Below are 19,916 nucleotides of genomic sequence, written 5' to 3' on the forward strand. Positions count from 1 at the left end.
AGTCCGATGAAACCTGTAAAAGCCTTGTGGCTTGTCACATACCTGCTGTTGTCGGCGGCGCTTGCCCACGGCAAGGACAACGCGATGTCTTTCAGCAAGGCGCCCCTTGCCCAGAAGGCGGCTCCTGCCGAGACAACGACCCCGACCGAAAAGGTGGTTCTCCCTGATAAGGAGGTGACGCTCAAAGCGGACTCCCTCAACGTGGATACACCCAACGAAAGCTACAACGCCGAAGGGAACGTGCAGATCCTGCAGGGGGGCGCTTCTCTGCTTGCAGACAGCGTCATCTACCGTCGCCTGACCGGGGACGCCCTGGCCGAAGGGGACGTGCTGATGGAGCGCGGCGGCGACACCATGAAAGGGGAGCAGCTCTCCCTGAACCTGATCACCCAGAAAGGTGAACTGGTAAACGGCGAACTCTTCATCAAGAAGTCCAATTTCCGGCTGCGTGCCCCGCGCCTTTTGAAGACCGGCGCAGAGGACTACCGCGTCGAACACGGCATCTTCACCACCTGCGACGGGGAACACCCGAGCTGGCGCTTCGAGGCCAAGAAGGTGGACGTCACGCTGGATGAGTACGCCACGGCGAGAAACGCCGTCTTCTACGTCGACGATGTCCCTATCTTCTACACGCCGTACCTGGTCTTCCCGGCCAACACCGAGCGCCAGTCCGGCCTCATGATCCCCAAGCTCGGCTTCTCCTCCAAGAAGGGGTTTTACCTGGACCAGCCCTTTTACTGGGCGATCGACCCCAGCCAGGAAGCCACCTTCGATCTCGACCTGGAGAGCTCGCGCGGCGTCGGCACCGGCGTCGACTACCGATACCTGCGCCCCAACGACAGCCAAGGGCGCCTGCGGGCCTTCGGTATCTACGACACCAACGAGTCGAAGTTCCGCGGTGAGCTGCAGCAAAAGCACCTGGAACTGCTGACCCCTGAACTTACCCTCGCCTCCACCATCCACGTGGTGTCGGACCGCAAGTACTACCTCGACTACGGCGAGTTCTCCGGCGAGTACAACCGCCAGCTCCTGGAGTCGTCGGTCTCCTTCGACCGGCGCTGGGAGCGCTCCGCCCTGTTCGGCGCGCTCACCTACGACCAGGACCTGGAGGCGCCCAACAACCGCGCCACGCTGCAGCGCCTCCCCACCTTCGGCTTCATCGCCTCCGGCGAAAAGGTAGGGCCGGTCTTTTTGTCCATGGATTCCAGCCTGACCAACTTCGAGCACGCGGTGGGGCCGACCGGGCAGCGCCTGGTGCTGCACCCCCGGGTCAGCTACTACGCCAAGCCCGCCGAAATCATCGACTTCTCCATGTTCGGCGCCTTCCAGCAGCGCCTGTACAACGCGCACGGCGACACCCCGGAGAACGGCTGGCGCCAGATCGGTCAGGCCGACGGCGGCGCAGCGCTGTCGCTGCCGCTGGAGCGGATCTACGACCACGGCACGCTGCGGCACCTGCTGGTTCCCTCGCTGCAGTACAACTACGTGCAGCGGCGCAGCGACGAGGACCTTCCTTTCTACGACTACGGCGACCGGGTACTCGGGCAGAACATCACCTACTGGTCCGTCGCCAACACCTTCACCAGGAAGTACGTCCGGGAAGGAATGCCGGACGAATACCGCGACATCCTCTACCTGAAGCTCTCCCAGGGATACCAGTTTTCGGGGCAGCGCCGCGACCTGCTCACCCTGGTGGACGAGGGGAACCACCTCACCGACCTGATGCTGGAGAGCGTCATCACCCCGGTGAAGGATCTTTCCCTCTTGGTCGACGGGCGCTACAACACCACCGACAACGTCCTTTCCACTGCCAACCTCGGGCTGCAGGTCAAAGGAGAGGGGCGCACCCAGGCCAACGTCACCTACCGGCACAGCCGCGACGAGTTGGACTACCTGGGAGCCGGCGTGACCTTCCCGCTCACCAGCCAGCTCACCGCCGACCTCTTGGGGCGCTATTCCTTCGACAGGGGGGGCTTCCTCGAGTCGCGTTACGCGGTGGAGTACCGGCAGCAGTGCTGGAGCGTGATCCTTGCCTATTCGGACCGGGTCAGCAGCCACCAGGTAAGCGGCGAAAAACAGTTCACCATCAACTTCTCGCTGGCAGGATTGGGGTCGCTGGGGCCGCTGCAGACCTTCTAGGTCGGGTTGCCATGTTGCCCGAAGGGGAAGAAGTTGACACTTTTGCTTTTCCCGGTGTATCTACAATAGTCGGCTGAAAAAGGTGCGCCGCTGCATCGAGGCACCGACAGAGCCGACCGGAGGCGTTATGCAGGATGTGTTCACACCCACCTCGTTACTGGTTACCGGTGGGGCCGGGTTCATCGGTTCCAATTTCATCAACCATTTCATGGCCGGTAACCCGGACTGCCGGGTGATCAACCTGGACCTGCTGACCTACGCCGGGAACCTGAAGAACCTGACCGCGGTGGAGGGAAACGCCAACTACCGCTTCGTCAAGGGCGACATCTGCGACGCCGACCTGGTGGCGCGTCTGCTGGCCGAGGAGAAGGTCGATGCCGTGGCGCACTTCGCCGCCGAATCGCACGTGGACCGCTCCATCACCGGCCCCGACATCTTCGTGAGAACCAACGTGCTGGGGACCCAGACCCTCCTGGAGGCGAGCCGGCAGCATGCCGAGCAGCTTGCCGACTTCCGCTTCCTGCAGGTCTCCACCGACGAGGTGTACGGCAGCCTCGGCCCCGAAGGGTATTTCACCGAAGAGACGCCGCTGGCGCCCAACTCGCCGTATTCCGCGAGCAAGGCCGGGGCCGATCTTTTGGTGCGGGCCTACTTCGAGACCTTTGGTCTTCCCACCCTGAATACGCGCTGCTCCAACAATTACGGTCCATATCACTTCCCCGAGAAGCTGATCCCGCTCATGATCCACAACATCCTCAAGAAGCGCTCCCTGCCCGTGTACGGCGACGGTCTCAACGTGCGCGACTGGCTGCACGTGAAGGATCACTCCGCCGCCATCGAGCGGGTGTTGAAACAGGGCAAGCCGGGAGAGATCTTCAACGTGGGCGGCAACAACGAGTGGAAGAACATCGATATCGTGAAGCTGGTCTGCGACCTGATGGACGAGCGTCTCGGGCGTGCGGCGGGGGAGAGTCGGGAGCTGATCACCTTCGTCAAGGACCGCAAGGGGCACGACCGGCGCTACGCCATCGACGCCTCCAAGCTGAAGCGCGAGCTCTCCTGGGAGCCGAGCTACACGTTCGAGCGCGGCATCGCCGAGACCATCGACTGGTATCTGGCCAACCAGGGGTGGGTCGAAGAGGTAGTCAGCGGCGCCTACCGTGAATACTACGAGATGCAGTACGGAGCGACGGCTTAAACGGCCGTTCAACGTTCAACGTTCGACGTCAGGCACAACGGCAGGGGCAAACGGCCGTTCAGGGTTCGACGTTCGACGTTAGACACATCCGCAGGTTCATATTTCATCGATGTCGGCTATTATCTTTTCTTGTTCCGCGTTCCGGAGCCGTCACGTTGCCGGTGGCCGAAGCGGCACTCCCGGCGAACGTTGAACGTTGAACCTTGAACGGATTCTGCTTTTGGAGGTTTGATGATTCTGGTAGTCGGCAGCAAAGGGATGCTGGGGCAGGAGTTGATGGCGCTGTACGGCGATGCGGCGCGCGGGGTCGACGTCGACGAGATCGACATCACCGACCTCGAGTCGGTGCAGCGGGTGCTGCTCACCCTGAAACCCTCCGTGGTGATCAACGCCGCCGCCTACACCGATGTGGACGGCTGCCAGTCCAACACGGAACAGGCGATGATGGTCAACAGTGAAGGGGTGGCCTTTCTGGCCATGATCAGCAAGGAGATTGGCGCCAAGCTGGTCCAGGTGAGCACGGACTACGTCTTCGACGGCAAAAAGGGTTCCCCCTACCTGGAGGACGACCTCGCGGGGCCGCTCAGCGTCTACGGAGAGTCCAAGCTGGGCGGCGAGATGAACACCTGGTTCAACCCCGACCACCTGATCGTGCGCACCCAGTGGCTCTACGGCCACGGCGGCAAGAATTTCGTGGAGACCATGCTGAAACTGGGCGCGGAGAAGAAGGAACTGACCGTGGTGGACGACCAGATCGGCTCCCCCACCTGGACCCGGGACTTGGCCCTGGCCATCAAGGCACTGCTGGACAAGGGGTGCCAGGGGACCTACCACGCGGCCAACTCCGGGTTCGTCTCCTGGAACGGGTTCGCCAAGGAGATCTTCCGGCTGGCCGGACTCGACGTCGCCGTCCTGCCGATGACCACGGAGCAACTGAACCGCCCCGCACCGCGGCCGCTTTATTCCACCCTGGACTGCGGCAAGCTGCAGCAGGACACGGGCTTCGTGCCCCAGCCCTGGCAGGACGCGCTCAAACGCTACCTGGAGCTCAGGCCGGCGTAATCCCGAAGGCGGGCGAATGATTATTCGCCCCTACATTGCCCCTCCCCCTCCCGCAAGGGGAGGGGGGACCTGGCGTGAAACGGTATCAACAACTACACGGAGGCCATCATGGAGCGCGGAGAGCGTCCCTGGGGAACATACACCGTCCTGGACGAGCACAACGGCTATAAGATCAAGCGCATCGAGGTGATGCCGGGCCAGAGGCTTTCGCTGCAGATGCACCATCACCGCAGCGAGCACTGGATCGTGGTCTCCGGTACGGCAAAGGTCACCTGCGGGGAGGACGTGAAGATCGTCAACATCAACGAGTCGACCTTTATCCCCATCGGATCGACGCACCGCCTGGAGAACCCCGGCGTGATCCCGCTGGTGATCATCGAGGTGCAAAGCGGCGAGTACCTGGGCGAGGACGACATCGTCCGCTTCCAGGACGACTACCATCGCGTCGAGGCCCCCGGTGCGGAGAGCGCCGTCGAGGCGGCCGTGGAGCCTGTCGTATAAATGAATAAACCTCTGAGCCTGCTCAGGGAGTTCTCGGTTCCCCTGGCGGCCGGCGTCATTGCCGCGCTCTTCTGGGCCAACCTGGCCCCGGAGCAGTACCACCACTTCCTGCACGACCCGCTTTTCGCGGGTCTTTCTGTTCACTTCGTCACCAACGACCTGTTCATGGCGTTCTTCTTCGGCATCGCCGCCGTCGAGATCACCCAGAGCTGTCTGCCGGGGGGCGACCTGCACCCCTTGCGGCGCGCCCTCAACCCGCTTTTGGCCACGGTGGGGGGCATCCTGGGGCCGGTCGTGCTCTACCTGCTGCTGAACAAGGCCTTCGGCGATCCGTCGCTGTACCACGGCTGGGGCATCCCGACGGCGACCGACATCGCGCTCGCCTGGCTCGCCGCACGGTTCATCTTCGGCAAGGGGCACCCGGCCATCTCGTTCCTGCTCCTGTTGGCCATAGCCGACGATGCGGTGGGGCTGGTCATCATAGCCCTCTTCTACGGTGACCCGCTTGTCCCGGTGCAGCCCCAATGGCTGCTGCTGTGCGGCGCCGCGCTGGCCCTTTGCTGGCTCTTGCGCCGCGCCCGTGTCGTCAATTACTGGCCCTATCTCGTCTTCGGGGGGACGCTGAGCTGGTTCGGGCTGCACGAGGCCCGCCTGCACCCCGCGTTGGCGCTGGCCCTGGTGGTGCCGCTCCTGCCGCACCCGCCGGTGGAGAAACGCCACATGTTCGACATCGACCCCGACGACCTCACGCCGCTGTCGCGCTTCGAGCATGACTGGAAACTGTTCGTCGACCTGGGGCTGTTCGTGTTCGGGCTGGTCAACGCCGGCGTCGCTTTCGGTTCCGTCGGCGCCGCCACCTGGCTGGTGCTGGCCTCGCTGATCTGCGGCAAGGTGATCGGCATCGTCGGGTTCGGGCTGCTGGGGAGTAAGCTTGGTTTCCCGCTCCCCATCGGACTGGGGGTGAGGGAACTCTGCGCCACCGGCCTGGTCGCCGGGATCGGTTTCACCGTGGCGCTTTTCGTCGCCGGAGAGGCGTTTCCGGATTCCGAAGCCGGTTCGTCCGCCAAGATGGGGGCCATGCTGAGCCTGTTCGCCTTTGTGCCCGCGGCACTGGTGATGAAATTGCGCCGCACCCGGCAGGGAGGCGCGTAGCCTCGTTGTTTCTTCCCCCTCCTTTGGCGGGGATCTTTGCAGAGCTGGAGGAAACCATGTACATCGTCATCCTGGCCGGGGGCTCCGGCACCAGGTTCTGGCCGCTCTCCCGCAAGAGCACCCCGAAGCAACTCATGTCCGTCTTCGGCGGCAAGTCCATGCTGCAAAGGACGGTGGAACGCGTCCTGCCGCTGGATCCCAAGCGGGTAATGGTGATCACCAACGCCCTGCAGGCGGCGGAGACCAGGAACCAGTTGTCCTACATCGAGGGGGTTCCGGTCGACGTGATCGAGGAGCCGGTGGGGCGCAACACGGCGCCTGCCATCGGTCTGGCCGCATCCATCATCGCCCGCTTCGATCCGGACGGGATCATGGTGGTGCTTCCCGCCGACCACTACATCGTCGACGAGGAAACTTTCCGGGCCACCCTGACGGCTGCCCGGTCGGTGGCGGTGAGCGGGGCGCTGGTGACCCTCGGCATCACCCCGACCCGGCCCGAGACCGGCTACGGCTACATCGAGGCCTCCCGGCCGTCCGATTCGGGTGCGGCGCCGGTGCAGCGCTTCGTGGAAAAGCCCAACCTGGAGCGTGCCCTGGAGTTTCTGGCCACCGGGCGTTTTTACTGGAACAGCGGCATGTTCGTCTGGGGAGCGTGCGCCATCCTGGACCAGATCGCGCAGCACATGCCCGAGCTCTCCCTCGCCCTGGCCAAGCTCAGCTTCGAGTCCGACGTCTGGGAGCTCTCCGATCTGAAGCCCCAGATTGCCGACATCTACGGCGGCATCAAGGGGGAGTCGATCGACTTCGGGGTGATGGAGAAGGCCAAGGATGTGCAGGTGCTGCCCGCCTCGTTCGGCTGGAGCGATGTGGGGAGTTGGAGCGCCTTGCCCGAGGTGATGGAGGCCGATGCGGCGGGGCACGTGGTGATCAACTCCACTGGTGCCGTGTCCGTCGGGGCCAAGGAGTGTCTTGCCTACGGCAACGGTAAAATGGTAGCCTTTGTCGGCGTGAACGACCTGATCGTGGTCGACACCCCCGATGCCCTGCTGGTCTGCTCAAAAGAGGCTGCCCAGGACGTGAAGAAAGTGGTCGAGGAACTGGAGCGGCAGGGGAAGCTGGAACTGCTTTAAAACCGGTTCAACGTTCAAGGTTCAACGTTACCCACTTCCCCTGCGGGCACCCTACTCGCTACGGCACACTGGTCACTCCGGCACTCGTGGAAATGTACCCATGCCGCCACGTCGGGCTTGGCCGTAGGGAGAAAGGTATCGAACGTTGAACGTTGAACGTCGAACGGATGTTGAGGTTTCTATGTTTGGCTGGACCGGAAAGTTGCTGCATGTCGATCTCACCCGCGGCACCTGCGAGCGCAGGGAGATCCCCACTGATATCCTGCATGCCTACCTGGGGGGACGCGGGTTGGGCGTCCGGCTCATGCGCGACTACTTCCGCCTCGGCCCCTTCGAGCCGGACCTGCCGCTCATCTTCGCCGTCGGCCCACTGTGCGGCACCAACTCCCCCACCGCGGCCCGCCTCTCCTGCGTCTCGCGGTCGCCGCTCACCGGAACCATCTACGACTGCTCGGCCGGGGGACGCTTCGCCTGGCGCATGAAAGCGGCCGGCCTCGATGCCGTATTCATCACCGGCAAGAGCGCCGAGCCGGTCTTTCTCTCCATCGATCCCGCACGGGATGAGCTGCATCCGGCCCAGTCGCTGTGGGGCAAGGGGGTAAAAGAGACGGTCGCAGCCCTCAGCGGGCGCGGCTCGGTCACCACCATCGGCCCCGCCGGGGAAAACGGCGTCCTCTATGCCAACATCATGATGGGGGAGGGGAACTCCATCGGCCGCGGCGGCCTGGGCGCCGTCATGGGTGCCAAGGGACTGAAGGCGATCACCGCGCAGGGGGACGGCGTGACCGGCGTCGCCGACAAGGAGCGCTTCGACGCCGCCCGCGGCGACGTCATGCGCCTGTTCCGGGCCTCCCCGGTCATTTTCGGGGAGCTGGGCATCGCCGAGTACGGCACTCCGGCACTGGTCGACCTGATGGCGCAGCGGCGCATGGCTCCCACCGAGAATTTCCGCTCCACCTTCTTTGCCGACTCAGGCAATTACTCCGGCCCTGCCATCCGCAAGGAGTGCGGCGCCAAGAAGGAAGGGTGCTACGGTTGCCCCATCCAGTGCAAGAAGGCCAGTGCCGCCGGTGAGCCGCTGCCGGAATACGAAACGGTGAACCATTTCGGCGCCCTGAACGGCATCTCCAACCTGCATGCCATCGTCAAGGCCAACTCCCTGTGCAACGAACTGGGGCTCGACACCATCTCCGCCGCGGCAACCTTGTCCGCCTTCGGCGAGGCGCGCGGACGCTTCCCGGATGCTGCCGAGGTGGCGAGCCTGCTTGCCGACATCGCCTACCGGCACGACCAGGGCGAACTTTTGAGCCTTGGCTCGCGGCGCATGGCGGAGGTCCTGGGTAAGCCAGAGCTTTCCATGAGTGTGAAATCCCTGGAGCTGCCCGCTTACGACCCGCGCGGCGCCTACGGCATGGCCCTCGCCTACGTCACCTCCAACCGCGGCGGCTGCCATTTGCGCGCCTATCCTATTTCGCACGAGATCTTGAGAAAGCCGGTCCCCACCGACCGCTTCTCCTTCTCCGGCAAGGCCCGCATCATCAAGATCGCCGAAGACGTCAACGCGGCGGTCGATTCCCTGGTCGCCTGCAAGTTCGCCTTCTTCGGTGCGACCCTTGAGGAGTACGGGGAGCTCCTCTCCGCGGTGACCGGCGTGGAGTACGGGCCGGAGTCGCTGAAGGCCATCGGCGAGCGCATCTACCTCACCGAGCGCTTCTACAACTGCGCGAACGGCTTCGACCGCAGCCAAGATACGCTGCCGCGCCGGTTCTTCGAGGAGGCGGGGAGTGCCGGCGAAGGTATCGACGTCCCCCCCATCGATCGTGCCCGCTTCGACGAGGAACTGCAGAAGTACTACCGCATCCGCGGCCTGGACGAGAACGGACGTTTCGGCGACTGCAACCTCCTCGACGAGCTGCCCTGATCGGGGCCAAGGGAGCAATTTGGACTTCAGAGCTGTTACACGAAAACTCGTTGCAGAATTCTCGCAGCAAGGGATCGCCTACGGTCTCATCGGCGGGTACGCTGTGGGGTTGTGGGGTGTACCTCGCGGGACTGTGGATATGGACTTTTTAGTCCGCCTCGTCGACCTGCCAAAGGTTCAGCGGATCATGGAGTCAACCGGCTACGAGGTGCGCTTTTCATCGGAGAACGTGACACAGTACCAGTCGAAAGACGGGATTTTCGGCGAGATCGATTTTCTGCACGCCTTCCGGGCAGCATCGCTGGCTATGTTGCAGCGCACCGCGACGAAGTCACTTTTCCAGGAAGGAGTGTCCATACAGGTGTTGATCCCGGAGGATCTGATTGGGCTGAAGGTGCAGGCTTTTGCCAATGATGGGACACGTGAGGCCCTCGATATGTACGACATCGAGACGCTTATGAAGATACATCATGCGACTATGGACTGGGAACTGGTCGGGTCCTATTTCGAGGTGTTTGACAACCTCCCGCTTTTTGAGTCACTGAAAAGGAAATACCATGCGGCTGAGTGAGAAGGAGCGAGAGGAATTGCGGGCACTTTCCAAGTCCGATGCACTGCGCCGGGACATGGCCCATGTTGCGGCGACCCGACATAACCCGCTTGTTGTTGACGGTGTCATTGACCCTGATCGTGTCGTTGAATTTCTGACGCAGTACAACGAGTTCCTCAATCACCCTTTCAAGGTTCCTCGGCCGTTCATCGAAACCAACATGAAGCTGTGAGATATGCGAGACCAGATCAGTAAATATACCGGCAAGCTCCTTGCCGACCGCTCGGCCTGTGCCGACGGCATCGCCTTCGCGGCGCAGGACGACGTCCTGATCACGGCCGGTGCCCCCGAATTGGCCACACTGGCCGGCGGCACGCTGTCGCGCCTGAACTCGCTGGCGCTCGTGGCCGCGCGCCCGACGCTTCCCTTTGCCGACTTCCTGGTGGCACGGGCCGGGCAGGGGGAGGAGTGCATCGTGCCGCAGGATACCGAGACCCGGACCTTCCTGCACGACATACCTTTCCTGCGCCGCCAGGATCTCTCCGGCGACCCAGCTCCCATCCTCGCCAAGATGCTCGGCAACAGGAAAGGGGTCATCGTCGAGGGGGTCGGCATCGTCGCCGTCGGCGCCATCACCGTGGAGCAGGCCTTCATCAACTACTGCTCCGTGTTCCATTCCACCTTCGTGAAGTACCTGCAGGATGTGCTGGTCGAGGGGTTCTGCCTTCCGGGCGAGCGTGAGGCGTTCGACTCCTTCCGCAGGGACTGGCTGAGGCCGCTTTCCGCATCGGGGCTCGACTTCATCGGCACCCTCTCCCTGGAGAAGGAAGAGATTCTGGCCGAGATCGAGCGGGTGGGGCGCTACACCGTGGAGCGGGGGCTGGTGGATTCCTTCTTCGGCAACATCTCCGCGGTGGCCGGCGAGCGGATCTACATCTCGCAGACCGCGGCGAGCCTCGACGAATTGAAGGGGTGCATCGACCCCGTTCCCGCCGACAACTCCTCCACCACCGGGATCACCGCCTCCAGCGAACTCCTGGCGCACCGCAAGATCTACGAGCAGACCGGCGCCCGCGTCATCCTGCACGGGCACCCCAAGTTTTCCGTGGTGATGAGCATGCTCTGCGACAAGAAGAAGGAATGTGCCATCAAGGATTGCTGGAAGGACTGCCCCCACGTGCGGGAGTTGGGGGGGACGCCGGTCGTCGCCGGCGAGATCGGGGCCGGCGGGCTAGCCAAGCGGGTGCCGCCGGTGATCGGCGCCAGCGGTTCCGCCATCGTCTACGGCCACGGCGTCTTCACGCTGGGGCGGCGAGGCTTCGGCGAGGCGTTCAGGGCCTTGGTCGACGTGGAGAATTTCTGCCGAGAAGAATACTTCCGGCAGGTGGACGGGATAAAGGCGTAAAAGCCGCTAACGCAAAGGCGCAAAGGTGCTAAGACGCAGAGGGACTTCAGGTTTTAAACCCGTTGTACGTCTGTTTTTCTTCGCGCCTCCGCGGCTTTGCGTCTTTGCGTTGAAGCTTTTGACGGTTTTCGGTTTTTAGGAGGATGTTTGTCTGAAAAGAAGAACATAGCCCGCGCCGCAGGCGTTTTGGGCGCAGCCACCATGCTCTCCCGCATCATGGGCATGATCCGCGACATGGTCGTTTCCCGTCTGTTCGGCGCCGGCCTCTATACCGACGCATTCTTCGCCGCATTCCAGATCCCCAACATGCTGCGCCGCTTCTTCGCCGAGGGGGCGCTCACCTCCGCTTTCGTCCCCACCTTCTCGGAGTGGCACACCAACAAGGGAGCGGAGGAGACCCGTGCACTGGCGAACGTTTGCTTCACCGCGCTTACCATAGTCATGGCCGGGATCACCATCCTCGGCATCATCTTCTCGCCGCAGCTCGTGCACCTGATGTTCCCGGGCTTCTCGTCCAACCCCGAGAAACTCTCGGTGACCATCCTGCTGAACCGGCTCATGTTCCCGTACATCTTCTTCGTGAGCCTGGTCGCCCTGTGCATGGGGATACTGAACACGCTGCGCCATTTCTTCACTCCGGCCATCTCCACGGTGTTCCTGAACATCTCCATGATCCTGAGCGCCCTGCTGCTGCACGACCGGTTCCAGGTCCCCATCGTCGCCCTGGCAGTGGGCGTACTGATCGGCGGGGTGTTGCAACTGGTGCTGCAGTTGCCGGTGCTGTACCGGATGGGCTTTCCGCTCAGGCCCAACTTCAACTTCGACCACCCGGCCCTGAAGAGGATCACGCTGCTCATGGGGCCCTCTGTGTTCGGGGTCGGCGTCTACTACCTCAACATAACGGTCGGCTCCATCCTCGCGTCGCTGCTTCCCGAGGGGAGCGTTTCCTACCTGTACTACGCCCAGCGGCTGTTCGAGTTTCCCCAGGGGATCTTCACCGTCTCGGTTGCCCAGGCGGTGCTCCCGTCCATGAGCAGGCAGGCTGCCATAGGCGACATGGACGCGCTCAAGGAGTCGCTCTCCTACGGCGTCCGGCTCACCCTGTTCATCACCATCCCCGCCATGGTAGGGCTCATGTTCTGCGCCACGCCGATCTTCTCGCTGCTGTTCATGGGGGGCGCCTTCGACTATGCCAAGGCGGTCAACTGCGGCACCGCGCTCCTTTACTACTCCGTAGGGCTTTCCTTCGTGGCGCTGGTGCGCGTGCTGGTCCCCGCCTTCTACGCGCTCAAAGACACGAAGACCCCGGTGGTCATCGCCTTCGCCGCTTTCCTGCTCAACCTGCTGTTCAGCCTGCTGCTGATGGGGCCGATGCAGCACGGCGGGCTCGCGCTGGCTTCGTCGCTCTCCGCGCTGGGCAACATGCTGCTCCTGCTCTGGTTCCTGAGGAAGAAGATCGGACCATTCGGCGGTCGGGCCATTGCCGTTGCCGGGGTGAAAGGGGTGGTCGCCTCCATCCCGATGGCGCTGGCGGTGTACTGGATCATGCGCCTCATCGACTGGTCGCCCGCTGGGAAAAGGCTCTTGAAAGGGGGCGTGCTGGGGAGCGGGGTGCTGGCAGGGATGGCCATCTTCCTGGTGTCGGCGTACCTGCTGCGCTGCGAGGAGGCCGGTGACGTGATCCGCCTGGTGAAGAGGAAGCTGCTTAAAAAATAGAAGGGGCGCTTTGGGAAGCCAAGGGGGCGCGAGGTGGGCGGAAATCGGGTAGTTATGCACAGGATTTCCACCGGGGTTGCCACCTAATTAGGTGCAGCTAATACAGCGTGTGGTCGATAGACCACGTTTGTATACGATCCGGTGTAAGTAGTTGATTTTTCGTTCGAATATCGTTGTGGCCAATAATTATGCAGAACGCGGAAAGTGCTTAAAAGCCGTAGGTTTCTCAGTTTGTCAACATCGTTATCCACACCTTTTCCACACAAAATGTGGATAAGCCGCTGGTCTCCCAAAAACATTAATTAGATTGAACCTTTCTCTAATTTCTTGGCCTCTTCCCAAATGAGATCCATCTCCTCGAGGGTGGCATCCTGCAGCTTGCGACCGCGGCCGTGCAGGGTCTCCTCGACGTGACTGAAACGCCGGGTGAAACGCTGGATGGTCTTCCTGAGGGCTTCCTCCGGGTCGAGCGACAGGAAACGCCCCAGGTTCACGATGGCGAAGATGAGATCGCCCAGTTCCGCCTCCATCTCCTGCTGGTCCCCGGCGGCCATCGCCTCCTGGAACTCGTGCAGTTCCTCCATCACCTTGGCAAAAACCTGGTCGGTATGTTCCCAGTCGAAGCCGACCCGCGCCGCCTTCTCCGTGATCTTCTGCGCCTTCATCAGGGCAGGCAGGTGCGGCGGGATCCCCGACAGCGCCGACTTCCGCTCGTCCCCTTTTTCGTTCTTCTTGATCTTCTCCCAGTTTTCCACCTGCGCCGCGCTGCTCTCTATGACCTGGTCCCCGAAGACGTGGGGGTGGCGGCGCACCAGTTTCTCGTTGATCGCGTCCAGCACCTGGTCCATGGTAAAGGCCCCGCGTTCCTCGGCGACCGCGGCGTGAAAGACCGGCTGCAGGATCAGGTCTCCCAGTTCCTCCTTGAGGAGCTTGTCGTCCTTGGCGTCGATGGCCTCGATCACCTCGTAGGACTCTTCCAGCAGGTAACGTTTGAGCGATTCGTGGCTCTGCTCGGCGTCCCACGGGCACCCTCCCGGCGCGCGCAGTCTGCGCATGATTTCCATGAGGCGGTCGAAGCGGTCTTGGGTGGTTTCACTGGACATGGCACTGTTCTCCGGAAGGAAATTGTTTGCTCCCTCCCCCGGAGGGGGAGGGTAGGGGAGGGGGATCATCTGCGGACAGCTATGGCGATTCCCCCCTCCCAGCCTCCCCCCTCCGGGGGGAGGGGCGCAAAGGGAGAGCGGAAGCTACTTGAGCCCGCTCAGGTAGTCGACCAGGGAGTCGATCTGCTTCTTCGAGAAGGTGTCGTAGGGGGGCATGGCGGTGCCGGGGTAGACCTTGGCCGGCTCGCGGATGACCTGCTCCAGGAAGCGCCGGTCCCTCTTGCTGCCGACGTGCGACAGTTCGGGGCCGACCACGCCCCCCTTGTCCTTGACGATATGGCAATCGCGGCAGCGCTCGTTGAAGAGTTCCTCGCCGAGGAGCTCCAGCCGGGCCGGTGACTGCTTCGGCGCCGGCGCCTGCGCTTCCTCGTGTCTGGAACAGCCGCAAAAGAGCGCCAAGGCCATTGCCGCGACTATGAAGCTTTCTCGCATGCGGATCACTTATTCCCCTTCATATAGGCGGCAAGGAACTGCTGCTTGTATTCGACGAAGCGTCCCTCTTCGATGGAGGTCCTGATCTCCGCCATCATGTTCAGGTAGAAGTGCACGTTGTGGATGCTGGCCAGGATCGCCGAGAGCACCTCGTTCGAGGTGAACAGGTGGTGCAGGTAGGCCCTGGTGAAGTTGCGGCAGGTGTAGCAGGTGCAGTTGGGCTCGACCGGGTAGAAGTCGCGCCGGTAGTTCTTGTTGGTGAGCCGGATGCGGCCGCGGTTGGTGAACAGGGTCGCGCTCCTCGCGTACCGGGTCGGGATGACGCAGTCGAACATGTCGATGCCGCGCTCGACGCTCTCCAGGATGTCCTCGGGAAGCCCGACACCCATCAGGTAGCGCGGCTTGTCTTCCGGCAGATGCGGTGCGGTGTACCCCACCACCTGCTTGAGAAGTTCCAGTCCTTCACCCACGGAAACCCCGCCGATGGCGTAACCGGGAAAGTCCATTTTCACCAGAGCCTTGGCACAGCGCTTCCTCAAGTCTTCGAACACGCTCCCCTGTACGATGCCGAACAGGTACTGGTTCTCGCGCGAGTGCGCATCGATGCACTGCTTGGCCCAGCGGATGGTCTTCTCGGTGGAGCGCTCCGCGTACGCCTTGTCGCAGGGGTAGGGGATGCACTCGTCGAAGTTCATGATGATGTCGGCACCCAGGGCCTCCTGGATGGCGATCGCTTTGGCCGGGTCCAGGAAGATCTCCTCGCCGGTGTCCTCGTGGCGGAAGAATACCCCTTCCTCGGTGATGCGCTTTTTCGGAAGCGAGAAGACCTGGAACCCGCCGGAGTCGGTCAGGATGGGGCCGTCCCAGCACATGAACTTGTGCAGCCCGCCCGCCTTCTGCACCAGGGCCTCGCCGGGGTGCAGGTGCAGGTGGTAGGTATTGGAGAGGATGATCTGGGCGCCGGTCTCCTTGACCTGTGCCGGGGTCATCGCCTTCATGGCGGCGTGGGTCGCCACCGGCATGAATATCGGGGTCTGGATCTCGCCGTGGGCGGTGGTCACCACGCCGCGGCGCGCCCCCGACTTGGGGTCCTTCTTGAGCAGTTTATAAATCATGAACCTTCCTGACTTTAATGTTTTACTGAGGGTGCCTATCCTAATTAGCAGAGCGGGGTGAAAAATGCAACAATACGGCCGCGTAAGCGTTATTTCAAAACAGGGTTACTGCACTTTAGAGGAGGCTAAGGTCTCTGAACCATTAATTGTATGCTGTATACAAAAAACTGTTGCATTTTCGTATAACGGCATTTAATATGCGCGTCTATCAACCCGCCGATTTTTATGTTATAGATACCATCCACTGTTGCTAATGTGAGTTCAATAAAGGAGAGATCGAATGCAGACACTGAGCCCGTGGCGCGGTCCCCCATCCCCCCCAAGCGGAAGCCGCGAGTCCGCCCCGTGACCGGGTTTTCGGGACTTGTACTCCTCCGGTGTACGCACGCAATCCAACTCAACTGATTATCGAAAAAAGGCAAAGGGACAAAAAACATGCGAATCTTATCTAGCTCTGTGGGAAGAAAGATCCTGATGTCCATCACGGGTCAGCTCCTGATCATCTTCATCCTGATACACCTGATCGGAAACTCCACCATCTTCTTCGGCCCCAACGGCATCAACGCCTATGCTGAGCACCTGCATAGCCTGCCGCCGCTGGTCTGGGCCTTCCGCCTGTTCATGCTGGCAGCCATCGCCGTTCACATCTGCTACGGCGTCACGCTGACCCTGGAGAACAAGGCCGCCAACCCCGGCGCTTACGCGGTGAAAAGGAACCTTAAGGCGAGCTTCGCTTCCGAGAACATGATCTGGACCGGCCTCTTGGTCGCCGGCTTCATCATCTATCACCTGATCCAGTTCACCATTCACGGCACCCCCGACGTCGTAGTCGGCCTCGACTCCGCCAACCGTCCGGACGTGTTCAGGATGGTGGTGACCAGCTTCGGCAACGGCCTGATCGCCCTGGCCTACATGTTCGCCATGCTGATGCTGTTCCTGCACCTCTCCCACGGCATCCCGAGCTTCCTGCAGACCATGGGGTGGAACAACGAGAAGACCATCCCGGCCTTCGGTACCGGTGGCAAGGTTATCTCCGCCATCCTCATGCTTGCTTACATCTCGATTCCTGCGGTCATCCTGGCCGGCTTATTGAAACTTTAGGGGGTTCAAGTGATACTCGACGGAAAATGTCCGAAAGGACCGATTCAGACCTCGTGGGACAGGCACCGCTTCGATCTGAAGCTGGTTAACCCCGCCAACAAGCGTAAGTACAAGGTTCTCGTTGTCGGCACCGGCCTGGCCGGTGGCGCAGCCGCAGCCTCCTTGGGTGAGCTCGGCTACAACGTCGAAGCCTTCTGCTACCAGGACAGCGCACGCCGCGCCCACTCCATCGCAGCGCAGGGCGGCATCAACGCAGCGAAAAACTACCCCAACGACGGCGACAGCATCTACCGTCTGTTCTACGACACCATCAAGGGCGGCGACTTCCGTGCCCGCGAGGCGGACGTGTGGCGTCTGGCCCAGGTCTCCAACAACATCATCGACCAGTGCGTGGCCCAGGGCGTTCCGTTTGCCCGCGACTACGCCGGCTACCTGGACAACCGCTCCTTCGGCGGCGCCCAGGTTTCCCGTACCTTCTATGCCCGCGGTCAAACCGGTCAGCAGCTCCTCCTGGGCGCTTACTCGGCCCTGTCCCGCCAGGTGAAAGCCGGCACCGTCAAGCTCTTCGCCCGCACCGAGATGCTGGACCTCGTGGTGGTCGACGGCGAGGCCAAAGGCATCACCGTGCGCGACCTGATCACCGGCGAGATCCGCACCCACGTAGGTGACGCGGTCGTTCTCGCAACCGGCGGTTACGTCAACGTGTTCTACCTCTCCACCAACGCGATGGGCTGCTCGGTCACCGCGAACTGGCGTGCCCACAAAAAAGGCGCCTTCTTCGCCAACCCCTGCTACACCCAGATCCACCCGACCTGCATCCCGCAGTCCGGCGATCACCAGTCCAAGCTGACCCTCATGTCCGAGTCCCTCAGGAACGACGGCCGCTGCTGGGCACCGAAGAAGAAGGGCGACAACCGTCACCCCAACGACATCCCCGAAGAGGAGCGCGACTACTACCTGGAGCGTAAGTACCCCTCCTTCGGTAACCTCGCTCCCCGCGACATCGCCTCCCGCGCAGCCAAAGAGCAGTGCGACGACGGGCGCGGCGTCGGCCCCGGCGGCCGCGGCGTCAACCTCGACTTCTCCGCTGCCATCAAGCGCGTGGGCGAGCACACCATCCGCGAGCGCTACGGCAACCTCTTCGAGATGTACGAGAAGATCACCGACGAGAACGCGTACAAACAGCCGATGCGTATGTACCCGGCACCGCACTACTCCATGGGCGGTCTCTGGGTCGACTACAACTGCGAGAGCAACGTCCCGGGCCTCTTCGTCCTGGGCGAGGCGAACTTCTCCGTTCACGGCGCGAACCGCCTGGGTGCTTCCGCGCTGATGCAGGGTCTGGCCGACGGCTACTTCGTCATTCCCTACACCATCGCCAACTACCTGGCCAAGACCAAGCCGGGCACCGTCAGCGCCGACCACCCCGAGTGCAAGAAGTCGGTCGAGGACGTCAAGGCCTACAACAACCGCCTCCTGAACATCAACGGCAAGAAGACCGTTTCCGAGTTCCACCGCGAACTGGGCAAGATCATGTGGGAAAACGTCGGCATGGCGAGGAGCGAAGAGAGCCTCAAGGACGCCATCAAGCGCATCCCGGTCCTGCGCGAGGAGTTCTGGCAGAACGTCAAGGTCACCGGCAAGGGCGAGGAGCTCAACCAGCAGCTCGAGAACGCCGGCCGCGTGGCGGACTTCCTCGAGTTCGGCGAACTGATGGCGAAGGACGCCCTGCACAGGAACGAGTCCTGCGGCGGCCACTTCCGCGTCGAGCACCAGATGCCGGACGGCGAGGCCAAGCGCGACGACGAGAACTACTGCTACGTTGGAGCCTGGGAGTTCAAAGGTGTCGACAAGGAGCCCGAACTGCACAAGGAGCCGTTGACGTTCGAAAACGTTCATCTGGCGGTAAGGAGTTATAAATAATGAACCTCACACTACACGTATGGCGCCAAAGTGGCCCCAAAGCTCCGGGCAAGCTCGAGCAGTACGAGGCCAAAAACGTAAGCCCCGACCAGTCCTTCCTGGAGATGCTCGACGAAGTGAACGAGCACCTGATCAAAGAAGGCAAAGACCCGATCGCATTCGACCACGACTGCCGCGAAGGGATCTGCGGGATGTGCTCCCAGGTCATCAACGGCGTGCCGCACGGCGGCCAGGAGCGCACCACCGTCTGCCAGCTGCACATGAGGCGCTTCAACGACGGCGACACCATCTACATCGAGCCGTGGCGTGCGCTCGCCTTCCCGATCCAGAAGGACCTGATCGTGGACAGAAACGCCCTTGAGAAGATCATGCAGGCCGGTGGCTACACCTCCTGCCACACCGGCGGTGTTGCCGACGGCAACGCCATCCTGGTGCCCAAGCAGGACGCCGATTACGCCATGGACGCCGCCGAGTGCATCGGCTGCGGCGCCTGCGTCGCCGCCTGCCCCAACGGCTCGGCGATGCTCTACACCTCGGCCAAGGTTGCCCAACTGGCAGCCCTGCCGCAGGGCCAGGCGGAGGCCGCCGAGCGCGTCTGCGCCATGACCGAGGCGATGCAGGAAGCCGGCTTCGGCAACTGCTCCAACCACTACGAGTGCATGGCGGCATGCCCGAAAGGGATCAACGTCAAGTTCATCGCCAAGCTGAACCGCGAGTACCAGAAGGCGCTGTTCAAGTAGGCGGCTCGTATCAAAGAAGAACCCGGGGCGGAAGGGAAACCTTCCGCCCTTTTTTATGGCTTTATTAGCGATCCGCGTTGGTTCTCCTCCCTAGCGCCCTGCACCGAAGGAGGGGACCGGTTCCGCCAGGTGCCTGTCCCCTTAAGGCTTGCGCAAGGCGGGCAGGGCGGAATGGCGCGCTCCGCTAGAGGGACAGGCACCTACGGAGCCAGTCCCTTCTTAGTACTTGATTCCGGCCCGGATTTACCTTACTTTCTGGCGCAGCCGGCTTCAGCCGTTGGGAGTGATATGCAACTTACCTATGCCTTCGTGGCCAACATCTTTTTGACCTTCATCGACGCTACCGTCGGGTATTACGCGGCTCCGGCCCTGGCGGCACTGGTGGGGAGCGATGCCGATGGAGCCGAGGAGTCGGTGCGGGGCATCCGCCGGCTGCTCTCAGCGGTGGTGGCCCTGTACATGTTCTTCAACTGCCTCGCCTACTTCGACGGGATCCCGTGGCTTTTGTACTGCACCACTGCCGTGCTGGCCGTGGACATCACCGCGCAGATGGTCATCTTCCGCAAGATGGCCGGGCCCCGGGGGCACTGACGGCGTCCCCTTGGTCCCCTTCGCCTAGTGGCAAGCGCACCTGAAGGTCGATACGCGGCCCTGAGGGGAGAACTCGC

The 19,916-nt window shown here is 62.4% G+C and carries 18 protein-coding genes; 15 read left to right on the forward strand and 3 right to left on the reverse strand.

From position 1 onward, the window contains the following. Positions 1-6 precede the first annotated feature (6 nt). From JFN91_RS09205 to murJ, 11 genes are all read left to right on the forward strand, one after another. Positions 7-2,139: an LPS-assembly protein LptD gene (locus JFN91_RS09205; protein ID WP_199388924.1), complete on the forward strand. Its 2,133-nt coding sequence runs from the start codon at positions 7-9 to the stop codon at positions 2,137-2,139. Between the two features lie 127 nt (positions 2,140-2,266). Further along, complete coding sequence (gene rfbB, locus JFN91_RS09210) at positions 2,267-3,337, forward strand: dTDP-glucose 4,6-dehydratase (RefSeq protein ID WP_199388925.1); 1,071 nt, start codon at positions 2,267-2,269, stop codon at positions 3,335-3,337. 231 nt (positions 3,338-3,568) lie between these two features. Further along, positions 3,569-4,399: a dTDP-4-dehydrorhamnose reductase gene (gene rfbD / locus JFN91_RS09215; RefSeq protein WP_199388926.1), complete on the forward strand. Its 831-nt coding sequence runs from the start codon at positions 3,569-3,571 to the stop codon at positions 4,397-4,399. A gap of 108 nt (positions 4,400-4,507) precedes the next feature. Further along, the gene (locus JFN91_RS09220; protein WP_199388927.1) at positions 4,508-4,900 is read left to right on the forward strand and encodes a cupin domain-containing protein; all 393 of its coding nucleotides are present in this window, start codon (positions 4,508-4,510) and stop codon (positions 4,898-4,900) included. Next, a complete protein-coding gene (locus tag JFN91_RS09225; protein ID WP_199388928.1) occupies positions 4,901-6,052 on the forward strand; it encodes a Na+/H+ antiporter NhaA in 1,152 nt (383 codons plus the stop codon). Positions 6,053-6,108: 56 nt separating this feature from the next. Next, positions 6,109-7,182: a mannose-1-phosphate guanylyltransferase gene (locus JFN91_RS09230; protein ID WP_199388929.1), complete on the forward strand. Its 1,074-nt coding sequence runs from the start codon at positions 6,109-6,111 to the stop codon at positions 7,180-7,182. 181 nt (positions 7,183-7,363) lie between these two features. Further along, on the forward strand, positions 7,364-9,103 hold the full coding sequence (locus JFN91_RS09235) for an aldehyde ferredoxin oxidoreductase family protein (protein WP_199388930.1): 1,740 nt from the start codon (positions 7,364-7,366) through the stop codon (positions 9,101-9,103). Positions 9,104-9,122: 19 nt separating this feature from the next. Beyond that, positions 9,123-9,674, forward strand: a complete 552-nt coding sequence (locus tag JFN91_RS09240) for a nucleotidyltransferase family protein (protein WP_199388931.1) — start codon at positions 9,123-9,125, stop codon at positions 9,672-9,674. Continuing rightward, positions 9,661-9,885 carry a hypothetical protein gene (locus tag JFN91_RS09245; RefSeq protein WP_199388932.1) on the forward strand — a complete coding sequence of 75 codons (225 nt, stop codon included), beginning with the start codon at positions 9,661-9,663 and terminating at the stop codon, positions 9,883-9,885. The genes JFN91_RS09240 and JFN91_RS09245 overlap by 14 nt, the downstream gene beginning before the upstream one ends. Positions 9,886-9,888: 3 nt before the next feature. Beyond that, the gene (locus JFN91_RS09250; RefSeq protein WP_199388933.1) at positions 9,889-11,058 is read left to right on the forward strand and encodes a class II aldolase/adducin family protein; all 1,170 of its coding nucleotides are present in this window, start codon (positions 9,889-9,891) and stop codon (positions 11,056-11,058) included. 147 nt (positions 11,059-11,205) lie between these two features. Continuing rightward, positions 11,206-12,774 (forward strand): murein biosynthesis integral membrane protein MurJ, encoded by a 1,569-nt coding sequence (murJ, locus tag JFN91_RS09255; RefSeq protein WP_199388934.1) that lies wholly within the window; start codon positions 11,206-11,208, stop codon positions 12,772-12,774. A 302-nt stretch (positions 12,775-13,076) separates the two neighbouring features. Here the strand turns inward: murJ and mazG are convergent, their stop codons facing one another. The 3 genes from mazG to tgt form a co-directional block, all read right to left on the reverse strand. Further along, a complete protein-coding gene (mazG, locus tag JFN91_RS09260) occupies positions 13,077-13,877 on the reverse strand; it encodes a nucleoside triphosphate pyrophosphohydrolase (RefSeq protein WP_199388935.1) in 801 nt (266 codons plus the stop codon). Between the two features lie 144 nt (positions 13,878-14,021). Beyond that, positions 14,022-14,369: a c-type cytochrome gene (locus JFN91_RS09265; protein WP_199389246.1), complete on the reverse strand. Its 348-nt coding sequence runs from the start codon at positions 14,367-14,369 to the stop codon at positions 14,022-14,024. 5 nt (positions 14,370-14,374) lie between these two features. Beyond that, positions 14,375-15,484: a tRNA guanosine(34) transglycosylase Tgt gene (tgt, locus tag JFN91_RS09270; protein WP_199388936.1), complete on the reverse strand. Its 1,110-nt coding sequence runs from the start codon at positions 15,482-15,484 to the stop codon at positions 14,375-14,377. A gap of 435 nt (positions 15,485-15,919) precedes the next feature. Here tgt and JFN91_RS09275 point away from each other — a divergent pair, with 435 nt between their 5' ends. From JFN91_RS09275 to JFN91_RS09290, 4 genes are all read left to right on the forward strand, one after another. Beyond that, positions 15,920-16,585: a succinate dehydrogenase cytochrome b subunit gene (locus JFN91_RS09275; protein ID WP_199388937.1), complete on the forward strand. Its 666-nt coding sequence runs from the start codon at positions 15,920-15,922 to the stop codon at positions 16,583-16,585. 9 nt (positions 16,586-16,594) lie between these two features. Next, positions 16,595-18,508, forward strand: a complete 1,914-nt coding sequence (locus tag JFN91_RS09280) for a fumarate reductase/succinate dehydrogenase flavoprotein subunit (RefSeq protein ID WP_199388938.1) — start codon at positions 16,595-16,597, stop codon at positions 18,506-18,508. Next, on the forward strand, positions 18,508-19,248 hold the full coding sequence (locus JFN91_RS09285) for a succinate dehydrogenase/fumarate reductase iron-sulfur subunit (RefSeq protein WP_183349514.1): 741 nt from the start codon (positions 18,508-18,510) through the stop codon (positions 19,246-19,248). Before JFN91_RS09280 ends, JFN91_RS09285 begins: the two co-directional genes overlap by 1 nt. 288 nt (positions 19,249-19,536) lie before the next feature. Next, a complete protein-coding gene (locus JFN91_RS09290) occupies positions 19,537-19,839 on the forward strand; it encodes a hypothetical protein (RefSeq protein ID WP_199388939.1) in 303 nt (100 codons plus the stop codon). Positions 19,840-19,916 lie beyond the last annotated feature (77 nt).

The organism is Geomonas anaerohicana (genome assembly GCF_016458305.1).
Classification (GTDB): Bacteria; Desulfobacterota; Desulfuromonadia; order Geobacterales; family Geobacteraceae; genus Geomonas; species Geomonas anaerohicana.

What these genes read in the sequence shown, in the direction of transcription:
- JFN91_RS09290 (WP_199388939.1), top strand. Translation starts at nt 19,537, where the DNA reads ATGCAACTTACCTATGCCTTCGTGGCCAACATCTTTTTGACCTTCATC.
- JFN91_RS09225 (WP_199388928.1), top strand. Translation starts at nt 4,901, where the DNA reads ATGAATAAACCTCTGAGCCTGCTCAGGGAGTTCTCGGTTCCCCTGGCG.
- JFN91_RS09235 (WP_199388930.1), top strand. Translation starts at nt 7,364, where the DNA reads ATGTTTGGCTGGACCGGAAAGTTGCTGCATGTCGATCTCACCCGCGGC.
- JFN91_RS09275 (WP_199388937.1), top strand. Translation starts at nt 15,920, where the DNA reads ATGCGAATCTTATCTAGCTCTGTGGGAAGAAAGATCCTGATGTCCATC.
- JFN91_RS09230 (WP_199388929.1), top strand. Translation starts at nt 6,109, where the DNA reads ATGTACATCGTCATCCTGGCCGGGGGCTCCGGCACCAGGTTCTGGCCG.
- JFN91_RS09265 (WP_199389246.1), bottom strand. Translation starts at nt 14,369, where the DNA reads ATGCGAGAAAGCTTCATAGTCGCGGCAATGGCCTTGGCGCTCTTTTGC.
- JFN91_RS09245 (WP_199388932.1), top strand. Translation starts at nt 9,661, where the DNA reads ATGCGGCTGAGTGAGAAGGAGCGAGAGGAATTGCGGGCACTTTCCAAG.
- JFN91_RS09250 (WP_199388933.1), top strand. Translation starts at nt 9,889, where the DNA reads ATGCGAGACCAGATCAGTAAATATACCGGCAAGCTCCTTGCCGACCGC.
- rfbD (WP_199388926.1), top strand. Translation starts at nt 3,569, where the DNA reads ATGATTCTGGTAGTCGGCAGCAAAGGGATGCTGGGGCAGGAGTTGATG.
- JFN91_RS09220 (WP_199388927.1), top strand. Translation starts at nt 4,508, where the DNA reads ATGGAGCGCGGAGAGCGTCCCTGGGGAACATACACCGTCCTGGACGAG.
- mazG (WP_199388935.1), bottom strand. Translation starts at nt 13,877, where the DNA reads ATGTCCAGTGAAACCACCCAAGACCGCTTCGACCGCCTCATGGAAATC.
- tgt (WP_199388936.1), bottom strand. Translation starts at nt 15,484, where the DNA reads ATGATTTATAAACTGCTCAAGAAGGACCCCAAGTCGGGGGCGCGCCGC.
- JFN91_RS09285 (WP_183349514.1), top strand. Translation starts at nt 18,508, where the DNA reads ATGAACCTCACACTACACGTATGGCGCCAAAGTGGCCCCAAAGCTCCG.
- JFN91_RS09205 (WP_199388924.1), top strand. Translation starts at nt 7, where the DNA reads ATGAAACCTGTAAAAGCCTTGTGGCTTGTCACATACCTGCTGTTGTCG.
- rfbB (WP_199388925.1), top strand. Translation starts at nt 2,267, where the DNA reads ATGCAGGATGTGTTCACACCCACCTCGTTACTGGTTACCGGTGGGGCC.